Origin of the sequence: Parabacteroides sp. HGS0025 (assembly GCF_000969845.1) — a bacterium.
Classification (GTDB): Bacteria; Bacteroidota; Bacteroidia; order Bacteroidales; family Tannerellaceae; genus Parabacteroides; species Parabacteroides gordonii.
In genome coordinates, this window is sequence record NZ_KQ033902.1 from 807,216 (window position 1) to 824,415 (window position 17,200).

Below are 17,200 nucleotides of genomic sequence, written 5' to 3' on the forward strand. Positions count from 1 at the left end.
CAATGTTGCAGGACGAATTAAGAGAAATACGTACCCAACTCCGTATGGCTATGAATGGGGTTATCTCGACAAGTATGCGTGAGAAGGGTATGATCTATAAACTGAACTTTGGCGTTCCATTGCCGGAAGTAAAGCTGATAGCCGCCAGACATGAATCGGGTTCGGAGCTGGCAGTAGCTTTGTGGAAAGAGGATATTCGTGAGTTCAAGCTACTGGCCCCTTTGTTGCAGCCTGTTGATGATTTTCCTTTTGAGCAGGCGGAACAGTGGGTTAAGGAAATCCCCTATCTGGAAATAGCCGAGCAATGCAGCAGGAATTTGTTTTGTAAACTTCCCTATGCAGAAGATTTGACTCTGGAACTTATCGTTAACAAGAAAGATGAATATGCGCGGACGGTTGCTTTCCTGATATGGTGCGAAATGTTCCGGCAGGGAAAAGATATGACTGAACCAGCAAAGGCAGCCTTTCTGGCTGAGTCTATGCGCACGGTGTTGAGGACAGATTTCGGTGCATCCTGGAAAGAGATACAGTCTGCCGTGAAAGCAATGAAATTTTACGGCCGTCAGTCTCCTCTTCATGCCGGACAAATATTGAGTGGCTTCGAAGATTTTCCGGAGCTGATGACGACTGCCGAGAAGCAGGAAATCTATAATGAATTAAAATTTGAATTTGAATATTATAGCTAAGGCTTTGCGTTTAAAATAAATGCGCTAACTTTGTCGGTCGCGTGGTGTCGCAACAAAATGGATGAAAAGAAGTACATAGAGATGAAGCAGTCATTTACGGAGTACCTGACTGAGAAAAAACTACGAAAGACCGAAGAAAGATATGCTATATTCGAATGCATATGCGGTTTCTCTGGGCATTTCGACATGTACTCACTCCAGGAAAGGCTCGAAGAAACAAACTTCCATGTGAGTAAGGCTACGCTTTACAATACATTGGATGTGCTGGAAGACGGCGGAATGATCGTGCGGCATCAGTTGAATGCCCAGTCGGTTCAATACGAACTGCGGGCTTTGGCGGAAACGCATTTGCATCTGATCTGTATGAAATGCGGGGCGATTAGGGAAATGAAAGACAGCGTGTTGAAGAAGGATGTCTGCAATTTGAAGATATCCCGCTTCACACCCGAGTTTCATTCGTTATATATCTACGGGATATGCAGCAAATGTAAATTCAAGCTTCAGCAGAGAATTGGAAAATAAGAATATTAACAGCCTATTATAAAGATAAAATGAAAGTAGATGTTTTATTAGGATTGCAATGGGGTGACGAAGGCAAAGGAAAAGTTGTCGACGTGCTGACTCCTAACTACGATGTAATCACTCGTTTTCAGGGAGGTCCCAATGCAGGACACACACTGGAGTTTAACGGAGAGAAGTATATTTTACGCTCTATCCCGTCAGGTATTTTCCAGGGTGGAAAAGTGAATGTAATCGGTAATGGTGTCGTTCTTGACCCGTTATTGTTCAAACAGGAAGCCGAAGCGCTTGCTGCCAGTGGTCACGATCTGACCAAACAACTTTGTATTTCTAAAAAGGCACACCTGATCCTGCCTACCCACCGTATGCTGGACGCTGCTTACGAAGCTGCCAAAGGTTCCGGTAAGATCGGTACTACAGGTAAAGGTATCGGCCCGACATATACAGACAAGATCAGCCGTAACGGTCTCCGCGTAGGTGATTTGCTGCATAACTTCGATGAAAAGTATGCTGCTGCCAAAGCGCGCCATGAAGCTATCCTGAACTCATTGAATTATTCTTACGATATCAAGGAACTCGAAGCCCAGTGGTTCGAAGCATTGGAATATCTGAAGAAATTCAACCTGATCGATAGCGAACATGTCGTAAACAACTACCTGAAAGAAGGTAAGTCTGTTTTGGCAGAAGGTGCACAGGGCACTATGCTGGATATCGACTTCGGTTCTTATCCGTTCGTTACTTCATCCAATACGATCTGCGCAGGATGCTGTACCGGTCTGGGCGTGTCTCCGCGTAATATAGGTGAAGTTTATGGTATCTTCAAAGCTTACTGTACCCGTGTGGGTAGTGGCCCGTTCCCGACGGAGTTGTTCGATGAAACAGGCGACCAGCTTTGCGAACTGGGACATGAGTTCGGTTCCGTAACAGGACGTAAACGTCGTTGCGGATGGATCGACCTTGTAGCGTTGAAATATGCCGTTATGATCAATGGTGTAAGCCAGTTGATTATGATGAAGAGCGACGTACTCGACGGTTTCGAAACGATCAAGGCTTGTGTCGCTTATAAGATCAACGGGGAAGAGGTAACAGAATTCCCGTTTGAGATTGACGATACGATCGAACCTGTATACGTTGAACTGCCGGGTTGGAAGACAGACATGACAAAGATGCAGAGTGAAGATGAATTCCCGGAAGAATTCAATGCATACCTTGCTTTCCTTGAAGAAGAGCTGGGTGTTCCTGTTAAAATCGTGTCAGTAGGGCCCGACCGCGAACAGACAATTATCAGATATACCGAAGAATAAACATCAGATACTATTACAAAATGGCAGAAGACCACCTCTAGCAGGCCAATCTTCTGCCATTTTTGTTTTTGGCAGACTTTTTGTAAGACATTTCTAGTATAACACTTAATTATTTGGACATTATGAGCATGTATTGGATTATATTTATTGGTTTTGCCTTGTTAAGCTGGTTGGTTTCTTCCAGACTGAAAAGCAAGTTTGAGAAGTATTCTAAGATTCCTATGCCTAACGGTATGACCGGAAAGGATATAGCAGAGAAGATGTTGCACGATAACGGCATCTACGATGTAAAAGTAATTTCTACTCCCGGACATTTGACAGACCATTACAATCCTGCAAATCAAACGGTGAATCTGAGTGAATCGGTTTATTATAGTAATAGTATCGCTGCTGCGGCTGTGGCAGCACACGAATGTGGTCATGCGGTACAGCATGCTACGGCTTATGGTCCGCTGAAGATGCGTTCGGCTCTGGTTCCGATCGTAAGTTTTTCTTCCAACATTATGACCTGGGTATTGCTGGGCGGTATGTTGATGTTGCATACGTTTCCGCAGTTGATGCTGTTCGGTATCATTCTGTTCGCGATGACTACGCTGTTCAGCTTTATTACACTGCCGGTAGAGATCAATGCCAGCCAGCGTGCTTTGGCCTGGTTGAGTAATGCCGGGATAACGAATGCCTATACACATGATAAGGCCGAAGATGCTTTGCGTTCTGCAGCTTATACCTATGTGGTTGCAGCTTTAGGTTCGCTGGCTACCTTATTATATTATGTAATGATATTCCTGGGTGGCAGAAGCCGCGACTAAGCGGGGCTGACTGCTGTAGCAGATTTTGCTGGCTGCTGCAGTCAATAAAATCCGCTGCCGCACCCAATAAAACTAACTGCCCGAGTCATTCTGAATGGCTTGGGCAGTTGTTTTTTATTTCTTCTTATTCTTTTCTTGTTTAAACTTCCGTTCCATATAAATAAGCCAGATTAATGCTATAATAGCTAATGTTATAGGAATCATAAAAGCCATAATTATATTTGTCATAATTATTCCTCCTTATATTTAGTGAATAATAAACCAAGGCCAAAGAATCCTCCAATCGCAATGATCCCGAGGGCATAAATAATAATTGTATTCTCTCCGAAATCTTTTAACAGGGTCGTTACAATTACACCTGTGGCAATATATTTTGCAAGATCAGTAAAAAAACTACTCATCTCGCCATATAACGCTTTCTTCTGTTTCTTTTTCATAGTCTCGTCATATTTTGATTATGTTACAAACGTAGCAAAAAGAAACGGATAAACCAATGAACCTTCCCAATAAATAACGAAATTGAAACAAAATACCTACCTTTGCATTCCGAATAATAATATAATAGATAAAAGTCGGTTAGCTCCGACGATAAAGAAGAGCAAACAGTATATGCAGAAGCCGTCTATACCAAAAGGTACAAGAGATTTTTCGCCCGAAGAAATGGCGAAACGTAATTATATATTCAATACAATTCGCGAAGTATATCATCTGTACGGATTTCAGCAAATCGAAACTCCGGCTATGGAAAACCTGTCTACCCTGATGGGTAAATATGGCGAAGAAGGTGATAAGCTGCTTTTCAAGATATTAAACTCCGGTGATTGCTTCTCCGGTATTACAGACGAAGAACTATTGGAACGTAACGCCGTGAAATTCGGTGTAAAAGCCTGCGAGAAAGGCCTGCGTTACGACCTAACTGTTCCTTTTGCCCGTTACGTGGTGCAGCACCGCAACGATATAACCTTCCCTTTCAAACGTTATCAGATACAACCTGTATGGCGCGCCGACCGTCCGCAGAAAGGACGTTACCGCGAGTTCTATCAGTGTGATGGCGACGTGGTCGGTTCCGACTCATTGGTTAATGAAGTGGAACTGATCCAGATTATGGATGAGGTATTCCACCGTTTCGGTATCCGTGTTTGCATCAAGATGAATAACCGTAAGATTCTGTCCGGTATTGCCGAGATCATTGGCGAAGCGGATAAGATCGTCGATATAACTGTCGCCATCGATAAACTGGATAAGATCGGCCTGGACAATGTGAATGAAGAACTTCGCAGTAAAGGCCTGACCGAAGATTCCATAGCCCGCCTGCAACCGATTATTATGCTGACAGGTAGCAACCGCGAAAAACTGGCCGTCCTGAAAGAACAACTGGCTACATCCGAGATCGCTATGAAAGGCGTGGAAGAAATGACCTTCATCCTCGACCGTATCGACCTGCTGCCCATGCATTCCGAGCTGGAACTCGACTTGACCTTGGCACGCGGACTGAACTATTACACCGGAGCTATCTTTGAAGTAAAAGCATTGGATGTTCAGATCGGAAGTATCACCGGGGGCGGACGTTATGACAACTTGACCGGCGTATTTGGCATGGATGGCGTATCCGGCGTAGGCATCTCCTTCGGTGCAGACCGTATCTTCGACGTACTGAACCAGTTGGAGCTTTATCCTGCCGATTCATTACTGACAACACAACTGCTGTTTGTCAACTTCGGTGAGAAAGAAGAAAGCTATCTGCTGCCTATTATCGCCAAAGTACGTGCCGCCGGCATCCGTACCGAACTCTTCCCGGAAGCAGCCAAGATGAAGAAACAGATGGGATATGCCGATACAAAGAAGATCCCGTTTGTCGCTATCGTCGGTGAAAATGAAATGAACGAAGGTAAGATAAACCTGAAGAATATGCTCACAGGAGAACAAGTGCCTGTTACCGTAGAAGAACTGATCGCACGGTTCTAACCTGATTCGGAAAGCTAACAAACACAACGACTTCTCTCGATAAAAGAGAAGTCGTTGTCCTTTATATTTACTGCCTTATGAAAACATATTATTTAATTCTCACATTCGCCCTCTGTCTCTCTTCCTGTTCTTTCCAACCAAGAGCTTCCTGGGTGACAACTACTGAAAACGAACCGTGGCAGGAGCAGTCCGACCTCGTTTCCGCTTCTCCGGATACCATTCCTGAGATCGATGCCATCATCCATACCAATAAGAAGCTACAGAAGATAGACGGTTTCGGCGCCTGTTTCAACGAACTGGGCTGGATCTCCCTGAGCAAACTCGACCCGGTTGTGAGGGAAGAAATCATGGAAGAACTCTTTTTCCCGGAGATAGGGGCTAACTTTACTATTTGCCGTATGCCGGTGGGAGCCAACGACTTCTCCCGCGACTGGTACTCCTATAATGAAACGGATGGCGACTTCGAAATGAAGTATTTCACCATTGCCAACGACCAGCAAACGCTGATCCCTTTCATCAAGAGTGCGCAGAAATACAATTCCGACCTGCGTATCTGGGCTTCCCCCTGGTGCCCTCCTTCCTGGATGAAATACAATAAACATTACGCCTCTGCCTATACAGGCGAAAATTTCAACGAGAAATACCGTAACGGATTGCCGGCCGATAAAGTCGGCTACGAAGGTACGGACATGTTTATTCAGGACTCCCTTTATCTGCAGGCGTACGCACTGTATTTCTCCAAGTTTATCGAAGCCTATCGCGAACAGGGCATCGACATCTTTGCCGTTATGCCGCAGAACGAATTCAACTCGGCCCAGATATTCCCCAGCTGTTGTTGGACGGCCGCTTCTTTGGCAAACTTTATCGGCCGTTATCTAGGCCCGGCAATGAAGGATCAGGACGTAAAGGTGATGTTCGGTACTATGGAACGTGCAAACGAAGCCCTGGTGGATACCATCCTGACAGACCCGGCAAGCCGTAAGTATATCAGCGGTGTTGGTTTCCAATGGGCAGGGAAAGGAGCGATCAAAGGCTTGCACGAACGTTACCCTGATATGAAGCTCTACCAGACCGAGCAGGAATGTGGCGACGGACAGAACGACTGGAGCGGAGCCGTCTATTCCTGGAACCTGATGCGTCATTACCTGGATAACGGTGCTTCGGCCTATATGTACTGGAATATTTCGCTGGATAAAGGCGGTATCAGCCGGTGGGGATGGGCGCAAAATTCCCTGGTGGTTGTCGACCCCGATACGAAATCTTTCCATTACACTCCCGAGTATTATGTAATGAAACATCTAAGCCACTACGTGCAGCCCGGTGCCCGTAAACTCGAAACTTCCGGCCTTTTCGCTAACCTTCTGGCCTTTATCAACCCCGATAAAAGCATTGTTGTCGCTTTGGCAAACGAGGGAAACGACGACCGGCAGGTATCTGTCGAAATAGACGGCCGCGTGTATCAACCTGTATTACCGGCACATTCTATCTCCACTCTCCTGATAGACTAATCGATAGCTTACTATATATTAATGTAGGGGAAGGCAGATTCTAAATCTTTCTTCCCTTATTTTTTTGCTTTTGAGCATGCTCGAAATCAATTTTGAGCTAGCTCAAAATTAAATTGAAGCATGCCCAAAAGAATAAAAATATAGCACTTATCAGTTAAAAGATAGTTACCAATGAACTACTTTCCCGGTACTTTTGTTCTAGTCGGGAAGCAAGTAAGGCGGGAAGGATAGTCATCCTGTCAGTCGTGTCGGCACAACTACGGGTCGGGTTATGCAAATTTGTCAGTCTTTTTCCTGCCAAATGTTTTGGCACAGATTTCGCATAGGAGTAAGCGTGAATTAGAAATACACATATTATACATAATATTATTAACATTAAAAATATATCAAAAGATGAACATTAGACCATTAGCAGACAGAGTGCTTATCAAGCCGGCTGCAGCAGAAGAAAAGACACTTGGCGGAATCATTATCCCGGATTCAGCAAAAGAAAAACCTTTAAAAGGTGAAGTTGTTGCCGTAGGTAACGGAACAAAAGATGAAGAAATGGTTGTTAAAGCAGGCGATACTGTACTGTACGGAAAGTATGCAGGAACAGAAATCGAACTGGATGGTGAGAAATATCTTATCATGCGTCAGTCTGATATCTTAGCTATTATCTAATTTATTAACGGACAATAAAAAAGAAATATAATCATGGCAAAAGAAATTAAGTACAATATGGATGCCCGCGACCTTTTGAAGAAAGGTGTGGACGAATTGGCAAATGCTGTAAAAGTAACATTAGGCCCGAAAGGCCGTAACGTGATCATCGAAAAGAAATTCGGTGCTCCTCACATCACTAAAGACGGTGTAACTGTTGCTAAAGAAGTGGAATTGGCTTGCCCGTTCGAAAACATGGGTGCTCAGTTGGTAAAGGAAGTTGCTTCTAAAACAAACGACAATGCAGGTGACGGTACAACTACTGCTACTGTATTGGCACAGTCTATCATCGGTGTAGGTTTGAAGAACGTTACAGCTGGTGCTAATCCTATGGACTTGAAACGCGGTATCGACAAAGCCGTTGCCAAAGTGGTTGAAAAGATCGCTGACCAGGCTGAAGAAGTAGGCGACCAGTTCGAAAAGATCGAACACGTAGCTAAAATCTCTGCCAACGGTGACGAAACTATCGGTAAACTGATTGCTGAAGCTATGCAGAAAGTGAAGAAAGAAGGCGTTATCACAGTGGAAGAAGCAAAAGGTACTGAAACTACAGTAGACGTAGTGGAAGGTATGCAGTTCGACCGTGGTTACATCTCTCCGTACTTCGTAACCAATACAGAAAAGATGGAATGCGAGATGGAAAATCCGTATATCCTGATCTACGACAAGAAGATCTCTGTATTGAAAGACTTGCTTCCTATTCTGGAACCGGCTGTTCAGAGCGGTCGTCCGCTGTTGATCATCGCTGAAGATATCGACAGTGAAGCATTGGCTACTTTGGTTGTAAACCGTCTGCGTGGTTCTTTGAAGATCTGTGCTGTGAAGGCTCCGGGCTTCGGCGACCGTCGTAAAGCTATGTTGGAAGATATCGCAGTGCTGACTGGCGGTGTTGTTATCTCTGAAGAAAAAGGTTTGAAGCTGGAAGGTGCTACAATGGATATGCTGGGTACTGCCGAAAAGATCACTGTAGACAAAGATACTACTATCATTGTTAACGGTGCAGGCGACAAAGCTGCTATCCAGGCTCGTATCGGTCAGATCAAGACTCAGATCGAAAATACTACTTCTGACTACGACAAAGAAAAACTGCAGGAACGTCTGGCTAAGATGGCAGGTGGTGTAGCTGTTCTTTACGTAGGTGCTCCTTCTGAAGTGGAAATGAAAGAAAAGAAAGACCGTGTGGATGATGCTTTGCATGCTACCCGCGCTGCTATCGAAGAAGGTACAGTTCCTGGTGGTGGTGTAGCTTACATCCGTGCTATCGAAGCACTGGAAGGCATGAAGGGTGAAAACGAAGATGAAACAACCGGTATCGAAATCGTAAAACGCGCTATCGAAGAACCGTTACGTCAGATCGTTGCCAACGCAGGTAAGGAAGGTGCCGTTATCGTTCAGAAAGTGAAAGAAGGTAAAGGCGACTTCGGTTACAATGCCCGTACAGACAAATATGAAAACCTGTGCGCTGTCGGCGTAATCGACCCGGCTAAGGTAACTCGTGTTGCTCTGGAAAATGCAGCTTCTATAGCTGGTATGTTCCTGACAACTGAATGTGTGATTGCTGAAAAGAAAGAAGAAGGCCCTGCTATGCCGCCGATGAACCCGGGTATGGGTGGCGGAATGGGTGGAATGATGTAATTCCTTCTCCGGAAAATAAAACCGAAACGGCTGCTTCCAAAAAAGGAAGTGGCCGTTTTTTTATTATATTTGTCACGGTTTACATATATAATAATGTATAGTGATAAAGATTAAAGAAGGATTTAAAGGAGAGCGTTTTGTCTCTTTGCCGGACGAATTGCTGAACGCCTATAGCCACGAGCCGCTTATCGGGAATCTGTATGTCCGTAAAATCGGTTTCTTCCCCAGGGTAAAGTACCATTATGTACAAAAAGACCAGGGATGCAGCTATGCCATGCTTATCTATTGTATAGAAGGTGAGGGGTGGTATACGATTAACGGCAAGACTTATCCGGTGAAACAGAACCAATACATTATTATACCGCCCAATGTCTCTTATTCCTTCGGTGCTTCCGAACACGATCCCTGGACTATCTACTGGGTTCATTTCATGGGAAAGCTAAGTAAGGAGTTTCTCCCGTCTACCCCGATACCGGGAACGATCCTGCCGGGAGAATATTCGCGCCTGCAAGACAGGATACAATTATTCGAGGAGATTTACAGTTGCTTCTCGATGGGATATATTAAGGAGTATATGGTTTACTCGTCGATGTGCCTGTATATGTTCCTTACCTCTTTTTTATATCTGGAGCAGTATCGTTATATTAACTTGCCTAATCACAAAGAGTATTCTTTTGCTTCGCGCGTGATCCATTATATGAACGAACATGTGGAGCGTAACCTGACTTTGGATCAGTTGGCGGCTTATTTTAAATATTCTCCTTCCCACTTTTCCATGCTTTTTCAGAAAGAGACCGGTGTGTCGCCGATAAGCTATTTTATCCGTCTGAAGATACAGAAGGCCTGTCAGTATATTGTATTGACAAACCTGAAGCTGAATGAGATATCTACCAAGCTTGGTTTTGAAGAGCCCGCTTATTTCTCGCGTACCTTTACAAAGGTGATGGGAGTATCTCCTTCCGATTACCGTAAGAAAGAGTCGGAGCATGGCCGAACCCAGCAAGGATGATTTACTATGTCCTTAAAACCGCATTATTTGTACGTTTTAAACCAAGAATCGGATAAGAAAGCATGGTTAAAGGGAAAAAAATATAACAAAAAAATAGTGCAACCAAAAAAGATATGTATCTTTGCCATACGATTTAGGTGCAAAGTATGCACAGTTATAATGATAAAGATAAATCGTTAGAGCTTTATATTTTATTACAGTATAGATTATTTGAACTTTATATTTTATTACTAATTAAATTATTTGATTATGAACAAAAAGTTTTCTACTCTTCTTGTCGGCGCTCTGCTGACAACTAGTCTTGGAGCTTTCGCGCAAGGTACTACCGCAGTGCATACCAACAAAAATGAGATTGGTCACGGTATTACTCTTCGTCCAACTGCAACAGCAAGTGCCGCAGTAGGATCTGACATCACTCGCTTTGATGCAGACAAATTGTATCAGTTGACAGATGCAGACGGAAAAGTGCTTATCCAGACTCGTAATTACACAACAGGTGAATTAAACATGAAGTTGGTTGAAGTAGCTAACGCTCCTATCAATGCTTCTTTGTGGTCAGTTAAAGTAAACGATGATAACGCTAGCGGTATCAGTTTTACATTGATCAATAAAGAAACAAATCTGGAGTTGGTTTATTCGCATGTAAATGCTACTTTATTTGATGTTGCTACTGAAACTTCTAATCAGGATCTGCCTACTTCTATTCTAGAAGGCTGTTTAACAGATTGGACTTGGTATACAACCGATAATCAGGGAAATACTCCTTTTGCTTTCAAACCTGTTTATTCTTATTTTGCAAATCGTGACTCTGTTGTTGTTCTACAGAAGAATGATGACGACGAGATCATCGCTGCTAAGTATTCTCACGATATAGCTCAAACTCATGTTCAGGCTATTACTGATGCTGTACAATTGAAACCGGTTCTGGCTGGTGGTATCATCCTTACTGCTGATGACTTGAACAGAATGGTTGACATTCAGTATGATGGTACATTCGGTATCGTTTCTGCTGTTACTCCGAACACGGCAAGTCCACTGCTGACTGAGAAGTTCACAGCTGTGGAACTTAATGCTACAGACTTCCCGGTAGTTTCAACTGCTACTGCAACAGAAGCTGTTAGAGATCAGTTAGGTCTTAGTGATACACCTGGTGCAGATGCTTTGGTTGCAGAAGAATTCGTATATTTGAAGAATGCAAAGGGTGAAGTTCTGTCTGTAGGTACAGAATTTTATTCAAGTCTAAGTAAGGAATTACCTTTGGTTCTGCTGGAAGATGCTCCTACAAGAGTTGCTATTCCTGATGGAACAAACCTGACTGCAGGAACTTGGGAAGCTCGTAGCTTGTTCAGATTTACTTACTATCCTTCAAATGATAGTTTGTTCATTGAGCCTATGAATGCTTTGCCGAAGAATCCGGCTAGCAGCTTGTGGCAGAATCCTGATTTCGCATTCAACTCTGTTTACAATGACTTGACAAAACTTCATACAAGTGCAGCGGCTACACCTGGTGCAGGTCTTCATACAGCCGAAAATGGTCAGGTTGCAGTTCGTATCGCTTATCTGACAGAAGGTAAGGCTGTTATCACAGCAAAGAATACTGAAACAGACGGTGGTATTGAACTTCCTGGTTCTCTTCAGACTAAGTTTACTTTCAAAGATAGAAAATTTGACTATCTGACTCGTGCTAAAGTTGATCAAGGTCTATATTTCATCAAAGACGTAGCTACAGGTAAGAATGTAGTTGATAACTTCATCGGTCGTCTGATGTTGGATGCTGCTACTACTGCTCAGGATTACAATGATATGCCGGCTACTATGTGGGTTGTTAAAACTACAGGTTGCGGTGATGTTCCTACAGTTGCTGTTTACAACCGTGAATATGCAGACGAAGTATTTGAAGGTCAGCTTTACACAGATGCAACCGGTACTTACTTCATCAATAAGAATTATGATAGCTTCAGACAGAAAGAGCTTCTGAACGAAGATACTTATACATTCACTGCTGTAGAAGATAATGAAGCTAAAACAAGTGTTCGTCATGGTTACAAATATCTGAACTCTGATGATCTGCTTTATACTAAGTATTATCTGAACTATAACCTGTTCGCAAATCAGGAACTTTATCTGAATGTAACAGAGGATAAGAGCTTTGCTCCGACTCCAGGTCAGGCTACAACTTATGAATTGATCGAAGCGAAAGATGTTCCGGTTGAAGACGAAGAAGCTATTGACGTTCCGTTCGGTTACGGTGCAGAAATCGGTTTGCCTCAGTTGGCTAGAACTGCTTATGTACTGAAAGTAAGCGACAAAAACTTGATCGACAACGATAAGGTATATGTATATCTGGTAAGCCCGCAGGGTAAGACTCCTTACTACAAGGCTATGACTAAGGCTCAGGCTGAAGATAATGCAGCTGATAATCCTAAACTGGGTGTATTCTATCTGAAAGCTGACCAGGTGAAGGGTGACGAAATCTGCTATGTATTAGTTGATATCAACAGTGGTGCAGTTCTTGAAACTTCTAATGGTTGGATGCAGGCACATTGCGAAGACGGCGTTGGCGAAATGAGCTATCTGCCTCTGAACAACGTAGCTACTGAAAGAGCTTCTGCATTTGCAGTTATCAAAGACGACCGTCCATTGTATATGGATCTGGGTGAAATCGGTAAGAACATCAATATCTTCCGTGCAAGAGGTACAGGTTCTGAATTCCTGTTCGAAGACTCTAACAACCAGAGCAATGCTCCGCAGGTAGTGAAAGACTTCGGTTACCTGGGTATGACAGCTGAAAAGATCCAGCCGGTAGGTAAAGAAAGCACAAAAGCTCTGTATGCAGATTATGTATTAAGTTCTTCTGATCGTATGCCTCAGTATCTGTTCGTTGTACGTCCGGATTCTGTAAAAGACGGCAAATGGTGTAACACTCACGGTTACAACCCGAACTGCGAGCACGAAGTTGATTACAATGGTTACCTGGCTGGTAGCTTCCTGATCAACCTGACTGACTCGGTTAAGAGCAGCACTAACATGTTGAACAATCCTGACGTTTACAAATGGCAGTCTTACACTCGCCTTGGTTTTGTAGAAGGTGTTCATCAGGTAGATGCAGATGGCGAATTCTTGTATATCCTGAAAGACGGTAAGAAATTGGCAGACCTGAGAACTAAAGACGGCGTTCTTGATCCTCGCGACCTGTACAATGAAGCTATCTTCGAAAAGAAACCGGTAGATGGTTTACATAAGAACTATGCATTCTCTCTGCGTTACACAGACGATGATCATAAAGACTTCTTACTGGAATCTAACCTGGATGGTGTATCTCACGTTGCTTCCTTCAAGGGTGCATGGGTGAAAATCCACAACGGTGTTCCTGTATTGGCAGAATACACTGTAGATAACGGTAACCATGCAGATGACGACCAGAAGATGCAGGAATTGATCAACCAGGCTCAGATCTTCAATCTGGAAGATACTGAAGACTTCGCAACATCTAACGAAGGTGTTTCTACATCAACAGTTAGCGTAATTGCAGGTGAAGGTAAGATCACTATCCAGAATGCAGCTGGTAAGACAGTAACTGTAAGCAACATCCTTGGTCAGACAGTAACAGTTCAGACTCTGAACTCAGACAACGTAACATTCTCTGCTCCTGCAGGTATCGTAGTTGTTGCTGTTGACGGTGAAAGCGCAGTTAAAGCTATCGTTAAGTAAATAAGACACTCCTGGTAAACCGTAAGGTTGACAGGTAACATGCTACAAAGCCCCGCTGGTTATCCGGCGGGGCTTTTTGCGTCTTATAGAAAAATCAGAACATAGTACAACTCAATCGGAATAATATGACTTGCCGGAATCGTGAAAGATTACTTCTTTTGTCAATTAAAACAATCTTTGCAGTTATGGGAAAAAGAATACTCTCGCTTGGTTGTCTGTGTTGCTTGATAATTACTTCATGTACAGTACCGGAAAAGGGACAACAGGTATGGAATATTGGTGTGGCTGACAGTTCGGCTGTCGAGCTGGCTCTGGGGCCTGATCGATATAAAGAATTTCTGGCGAATGACTTTGGCTTTGAAGACCGATATTATCTGGTAGGGAGGAGTGATGCCAAAGAATCGTTCCCTTATGTTTTGCCGGGGCCTGCCGACCAATGGGGAGGAACCTGGTCTACTGCCGGTTTGCGGACGCATGAGTCTAATATTCTCTTTGGCCTGGATAAACTTCCGGCAAAGGGAGAATGGAATTTGGTAATCGACCTCGCTGATAACTCTCCGCATCTTCCCCCTTTATTAAAAATAGCGATCAACAATTGTCAGGAAGAAAAAATACAACTGACTGCCGGAGGAAGCGATACTTCTATTACGGGAGATATGAGTCAAGGGAAACCTGTCCGTCTGATTGTTCCTGTAAAGAGAGAGTCTTTGCGAAAAGGAGGGAACTGCATTACGCTTTCCGTACTTGAAGGATCGTGGCTTTTATTTGATCATATAGCATTGGAAGGGCCGGGAAATGTCCGGACAACAGTTCCGGAAAAGGCATTTGTCCGTTCCGTAGAAGCCGCAAATTATGAAATAGAAACAGATGGAAATAAGATACAACCTCTGCTTGTCGATGTAGAACATCTGGAAGGGCAACCGCTTTTATCTGTCAGACTGGATGGAAAGGAAATCCTGTCTACCCGGCTGGATACGGCACGCTATTGCCTTGAAGCTCCGATGCCGTCTGTTACCCGAGAGGTGACAAGTTCTTATGAGGTTCGTGCAGATGGTAAAGTCCTTCAGAAAGGAGAGATACAACGCCGGCAACAACCACTTCAAACATTCGCACAATATGTTGATACAAGAATCGGTACGGCTCATTCCCGCTGGATGATTGCTCCCGGCCCCTGGATGCCTTTCGGTATGGTTAAACTAAGTCCGGATAACCAGAATGCCGGATGGCAGGCCGGTTATCAGCCCACTTTTGAAAGTGTAGGTTGTTTTAGCCATATCCATGAATGGACAATGGGGGGTTTAGGAATGATGCCGACAAATGGTTCTTTGAATACCGTCGTTGGAGATGAATCAGATCCGGACTCGGGCTATCGCTCCCGGATCGATAAGTTGAGTGAAGAAGCCCCTCTGGGATATTACAAAGTCGATCTTACTGATTATGGCATCCGTGCAGAACTGACAGCGACTACCCATTGTGGTTTCCTGCGATATACTTTTCCTTCGGATAAAGACAGTGCCCGCGTTCTGGTAGATTTACATATACCTGTCGAATACGATTATCAATTAAAAGATATTGAAATTAAAAAAGTCAGTGATAACCGTATCGAGGGATTTAGTCATCAATTGTCTAAGAATGTATGGAGTTCGGATGCAGACCAGGAATATACCATACATTTTGTAATAGAATTTGATCAACCGATCTTGTCGATGGGCGGATGGGTGAATGAAAAGCGGCAGATAACCGATTGTTTGACTGCCCGTGATATAAAAGATGCCGGAGCCTGGTTGCAGTTTGATGCCCGGAAGTCGCCTGTAGTACAGGCTCGTTCCGGTATTTCCCTGGTTAGTATCGCCAATGCAGCGGATAACCTGGAAAAAGAAATCAGCACTCCTTTTGGCTGGCAGTTTGATCAGGTACGTGCTAACCAACAGAATGTGTGGAATGATTTATTCAACCGGCTACAGATAACGACTGATAACCGATTGGAAAAAGTCCGTTTCTATACGAATATGTACAGAGCTTTGTGCAGCCGCAATATATGGAGTGATGTAAACGGTGAATGGGTGTCTGCCGATGAAAAAGTGCGTCGTTTTACTGATCCGGATGATGTAGCATTGGGCTGCGATGCTTTCTGGAATACGTTTTGGAATCTGAATCAGTTCTGGAATCTGGTCACTCCGGAGTGGAGCAATCGCTGGGTGAAGTCACAACTGGGAATGTATGATGCAAACGGTTGGCTGGCAAAAGGCCCGGCAGGTATGGAATATATTCCAGTGATGGTAGCGGAACATGAAATTCCCCTGATCGTTAGTGCCTGGCAAATGGGTATTCGTGGTTTCGACGGAGAAAAGGCCTTTGAAGCTGTAAAGAAGATGCAGACAACTCCAAGTCAAAAGGTTTGTGGAGGGTATGCCGGTAATCGCGATTTGATCCCTTATCTGAAGCATAAATATGTTCCGACCGATCTGGGACGTTTCTCCAACACGCTCGAATATGCTTATGATGATTGGACGGTCTCCCAATTAGCACAATCACTGAATAAGGAAGAGGATTATAAATACTTTACTGAACGGGGTACATGGTGGAGAAATGCAATTAATCCGGAGACCGGATATGCTCAGATGCGCAGTAGCGATGGCAGTTGGTCTAAAGATTTTGACCCGTTCCATTCGGGAGCCAACCATCATTATGTGGAAGGAAACGCCTGGCAGCTTACTTATTTTGTTCCGCAAGATGTTCCGGCATTGGCAGAAGTCATCGGAAAAGATCGTTTTGTTGAACGTTTGCAATGGGGATTTGAAGCGAGTGAACCCTGGAGATATAATGCCCCGAACGATCAGTACTGGGATTATCCGGTGGTTCAGGGTAATCAACAATCCATGCACTTTGCATTTTTATTTAACTGGGTTGGCAAACCCTGGTTGACTCAGCGGTGGAGCCGTTCTATCATAGAACGTTATTATGGTACAGGTATGGCTAATGCCTATCTGGGCGATGAAGATCAGGGACAGATGAGTGGTTGGTTGATAATGGCCTCCCTGGGTCTCTTTCAAACAGACGGAGGTTGCAGCACCGAGCCTGTTTATGAAATAGCAAGCCCCTTGTATGAAAAAGTTGTAATCGATTTGGGAGAACGCTTCGGTAGAGGTAAAACATTTACGATTGAAGCCCGTAATGCTTCCCGTAGTAATAAATATGTACAAAGCGCTCTCCTGAATGGTAAACCTTTGCAGTCTTTTAGTTTTCCGGCTTCAGAATTACTGAAAGGAGGCTCTCTTGTTCTTGAAATGTCATCGGAGCCCAATTACTCATGGGGGATAAAATAAATAATATTGAAAAATAAAGAGTGAAT

Annotated in this window: 12 protein-coding genes; 11 read left to right on the plus strand and 1 reads right to left on the minus strand. The window is 43.9% G+C overall.

Annotated elements, in window-relative coordinates; translation table 11 throughout:
- The first annotated feature begins 2 nt into the window (after positions 1-2).
- From HMPREF1212_RS02805 to HMPREF1212_RS02820, 4 genes are all read left to right on the plus strand, one after another.
- A complete protein-coding gene (locus HMPREF1212_RS02805; RefSeq protein ID WP_046148357.1) occupies positions 3-686 on the plus strand; it encodes a DNA alkylation repair protein in 684 nt (227 codons plus the stop codon).
- A gap of 57 nt (positions 687-743) precedes the next feature.
- Positions 744-1,208, plus strand: coding sequence for a Fur family transcriptional regulator (locus HMPREF1212_RS02810; protein ID WP_028728470.1), 465 nt, complete (start codon positions 744-746; stop codon positions 1,206-1,208).
- A 29-nt stretch (positions 1,209-1,237) separates the two neighbouring features.
- Complete coding sequence (locus tag HMPREF1212_RS02815; protein ID WP_028728471.1) at positions 1,238-2,509, plus strand: adenylosuccinate synthase; 1,272 nt, start codon at positions 1,238-1,240, stop codon at positions 2,507-2,509.
- Between the two features lie 122 nt (positions 2,510-2,631).
- Positions 2,632-3,318 (plus strand): zinc metallopeptidase, encoded by a 687-nt coding sequence (locus HMPREF1212_RS02820; protein WP_028728472.1) that lies wholly within the window; start codon positions 2,632-2,634, stop codon positions 3,316-3,318.
- A 230-nt stretch (positions 3,319-3,548) separates the two neighbouring features.
- Here the strand turns inward: HMPREF1212_RS02820 and HMPREF1212_RS02825 are convergent, their stop codons facing one another.
- The gene (locus HMPREF1212_RS02825; protein WP_028728473.1) at positions 3,549-3,755 is read right to left on the minus strand and encodes a DUF6722 family protein; all 207 of its coding nucleotides are present in this window, start codon (positions 3,753-3,755) and stop codon (positions 3,549-3,551) included.
- 172 nt (positions 3,756-3,927) lie between these two features.
- Between HMPREF1212_RS02825 and hisS the strand changes: the two genes are divergently transcribed.
- The 7 genes from hisS (at position 3,928) to HMPREF1212_RS02860 (ending at position 17,174) form a co-directional block, all read left to right on the plus strand.
- Positions 3,928-5,283, plus strand: a complete 1,356-nt coding sequence (gene hisS / locus HMPREF1212_RS02830) for a histidine--tRNA ligase (RefSeq protein WP_046148358.1) — start codon at positions 3,928-3,930, stop codon at positions 5,281-5,283.
- A 77-nt stretch (positions 5,284-5,360) separates the two neighbouring features.
- Entirely contained in the window at positions 5,361-6,791 is a 1,431-nt protein-coding gene (locus HMPREF1212_RS02835) for a glycoside hydrolase family 30 protein (RefSeq protein ID WP_046148359.1), read from the plus strand.
- Positions 6,792-7,184: 393 nt separating this feature from the next.
- Positions 7,185-7,454 carry a co-chaperone GroES gene (locus tag HMPREF1212_RS02840; RefSeq protein WP_028728476.1) on the plus strand — a complete coding sequence of 90 codons (270 nt, stop codon included), beginning with the start codon at positions 7,185-7,187 and terminating at the stop codon, positions 7,452-7,454.
- 33 nt (positions 7,455-7,487) lie between these two features.
- Entirely contained in the window at positions 7,488-9,128 is a 1,641-nt protein-coding gene (gene groL / locus HMPREF1212_RS02845; RefSeq protein ID WP_046148360.1) for a chaperonin GroEL, read from the plus strand.
- A gap of 100 nt (positions 9,129-9,228) precedes the next feature.
- A complete protein-coding gene (locus tag HMPREF1212_RS02850; protein WP_028728478.1) occupies positions 9,229-10,137 on the plus strand; it encodes an AraC family transcriptional regulator in 909 nt (302 codons plus the stop codon).
- Positions 10,138-10,386: 249 nt separating this feature from the next.
- Positions 10,387-13,848, plus strand: a complete 3,462-nt coding sequence (locus HMPREF1212_RS02855) for a DUF6383 domain-containing protein (protein WP_046148361.1) — start codon at positions 10,387-10,389, stop codon at positions 13,846-13,848.
- 185 nt (positions 13,849-14,033) lie between these two features.
- Entirely contained in the window at positions 14,034-17,174 is a 3,141-nt protein-coding gene (locus HMPREF1212_RS02860; protein WP_046148362.1) for a GH92 family glycosyl hydrolase, read from the plus strand.
- Positions 17,175-17,200 lie beyond the last annotated feature (26 nt).

Coding starts and splice junctions, on each gene's coding strand:
- HMPREF1212_RS02810 (WP_028728470.1), top strand. CDS start 744: ATGGATGAAAAGAAGTACATAGAGATGAAGCAGTCATTTACGGAGTAC.
- HMPREF1212_RS02835 (WP_046148359.1), top strand. CDS start 5,361: ATGAAAACATATTATTTAATTCTCACATTCGCCCTCTGTCTCTCTTCC.
- HMPREF1212_RS02820 (WP_028728472.1), top strand. CDS start 2,632: ATGAGCATGTATTGGATTATATTTATTGGTTTTGCCTTGTTAAGCTGG.
- HMPREF1212_RS02860 (WP_046148362.1), top strand. CDS start 14,034: ATGGGAAAAAGAATACTCTCGCTTGGTTGTCTGTGTTGCTTGATAATT.
- groL (WP_046148360.1), top strand. CDS start 7,488: ATGGCAAAAGAAATTAAGTACAATATGGATGCCCGCGACCTTTTGAAG.
- HMPREF1212_RS02840 (WP_028728476.1), top strand. CDS start 7,185: ATGAACATTAGACCATTAGCAGACAGAGTGCTTATCAAGCCGGCTGCA.
- HMPREF1212_RS02825 (WP_028728473.1), bottom strand. CDS start 3,755: ATGAAAAAGAAACAGAAGAAAGCGTTATATGGCGAGATGAGTAGTTTT.
- hisS (WP_046148358.1), top strand. CDS start 3,928: ATGCAGAAGCCGTCTATACCAAAAGGTACAAGAGATTTTTCGCCCGAA.
- HMPREF1212_RS02815 (WP_028728471.1), top strand. CDS start 1,238: ATGAAAGTAGATGTTTTATTAGGATTGCAATGGGGTGACGAAGGCAAA.
- HMPREF1212_RS02805 (WP_046148357.1), top strand. CDS start 3: ATGTTGCAGGACGAATTAAGAGAAATACGTACCCAACTCCGTATGGCT.
- HMPREF1212_RS02855 (WP_046148361.1), top strand. CDS start 10,387: ATGAACAAAAAGTTTTCTACTCTTCTTGTCGGCGCTCTGCTGACAACT.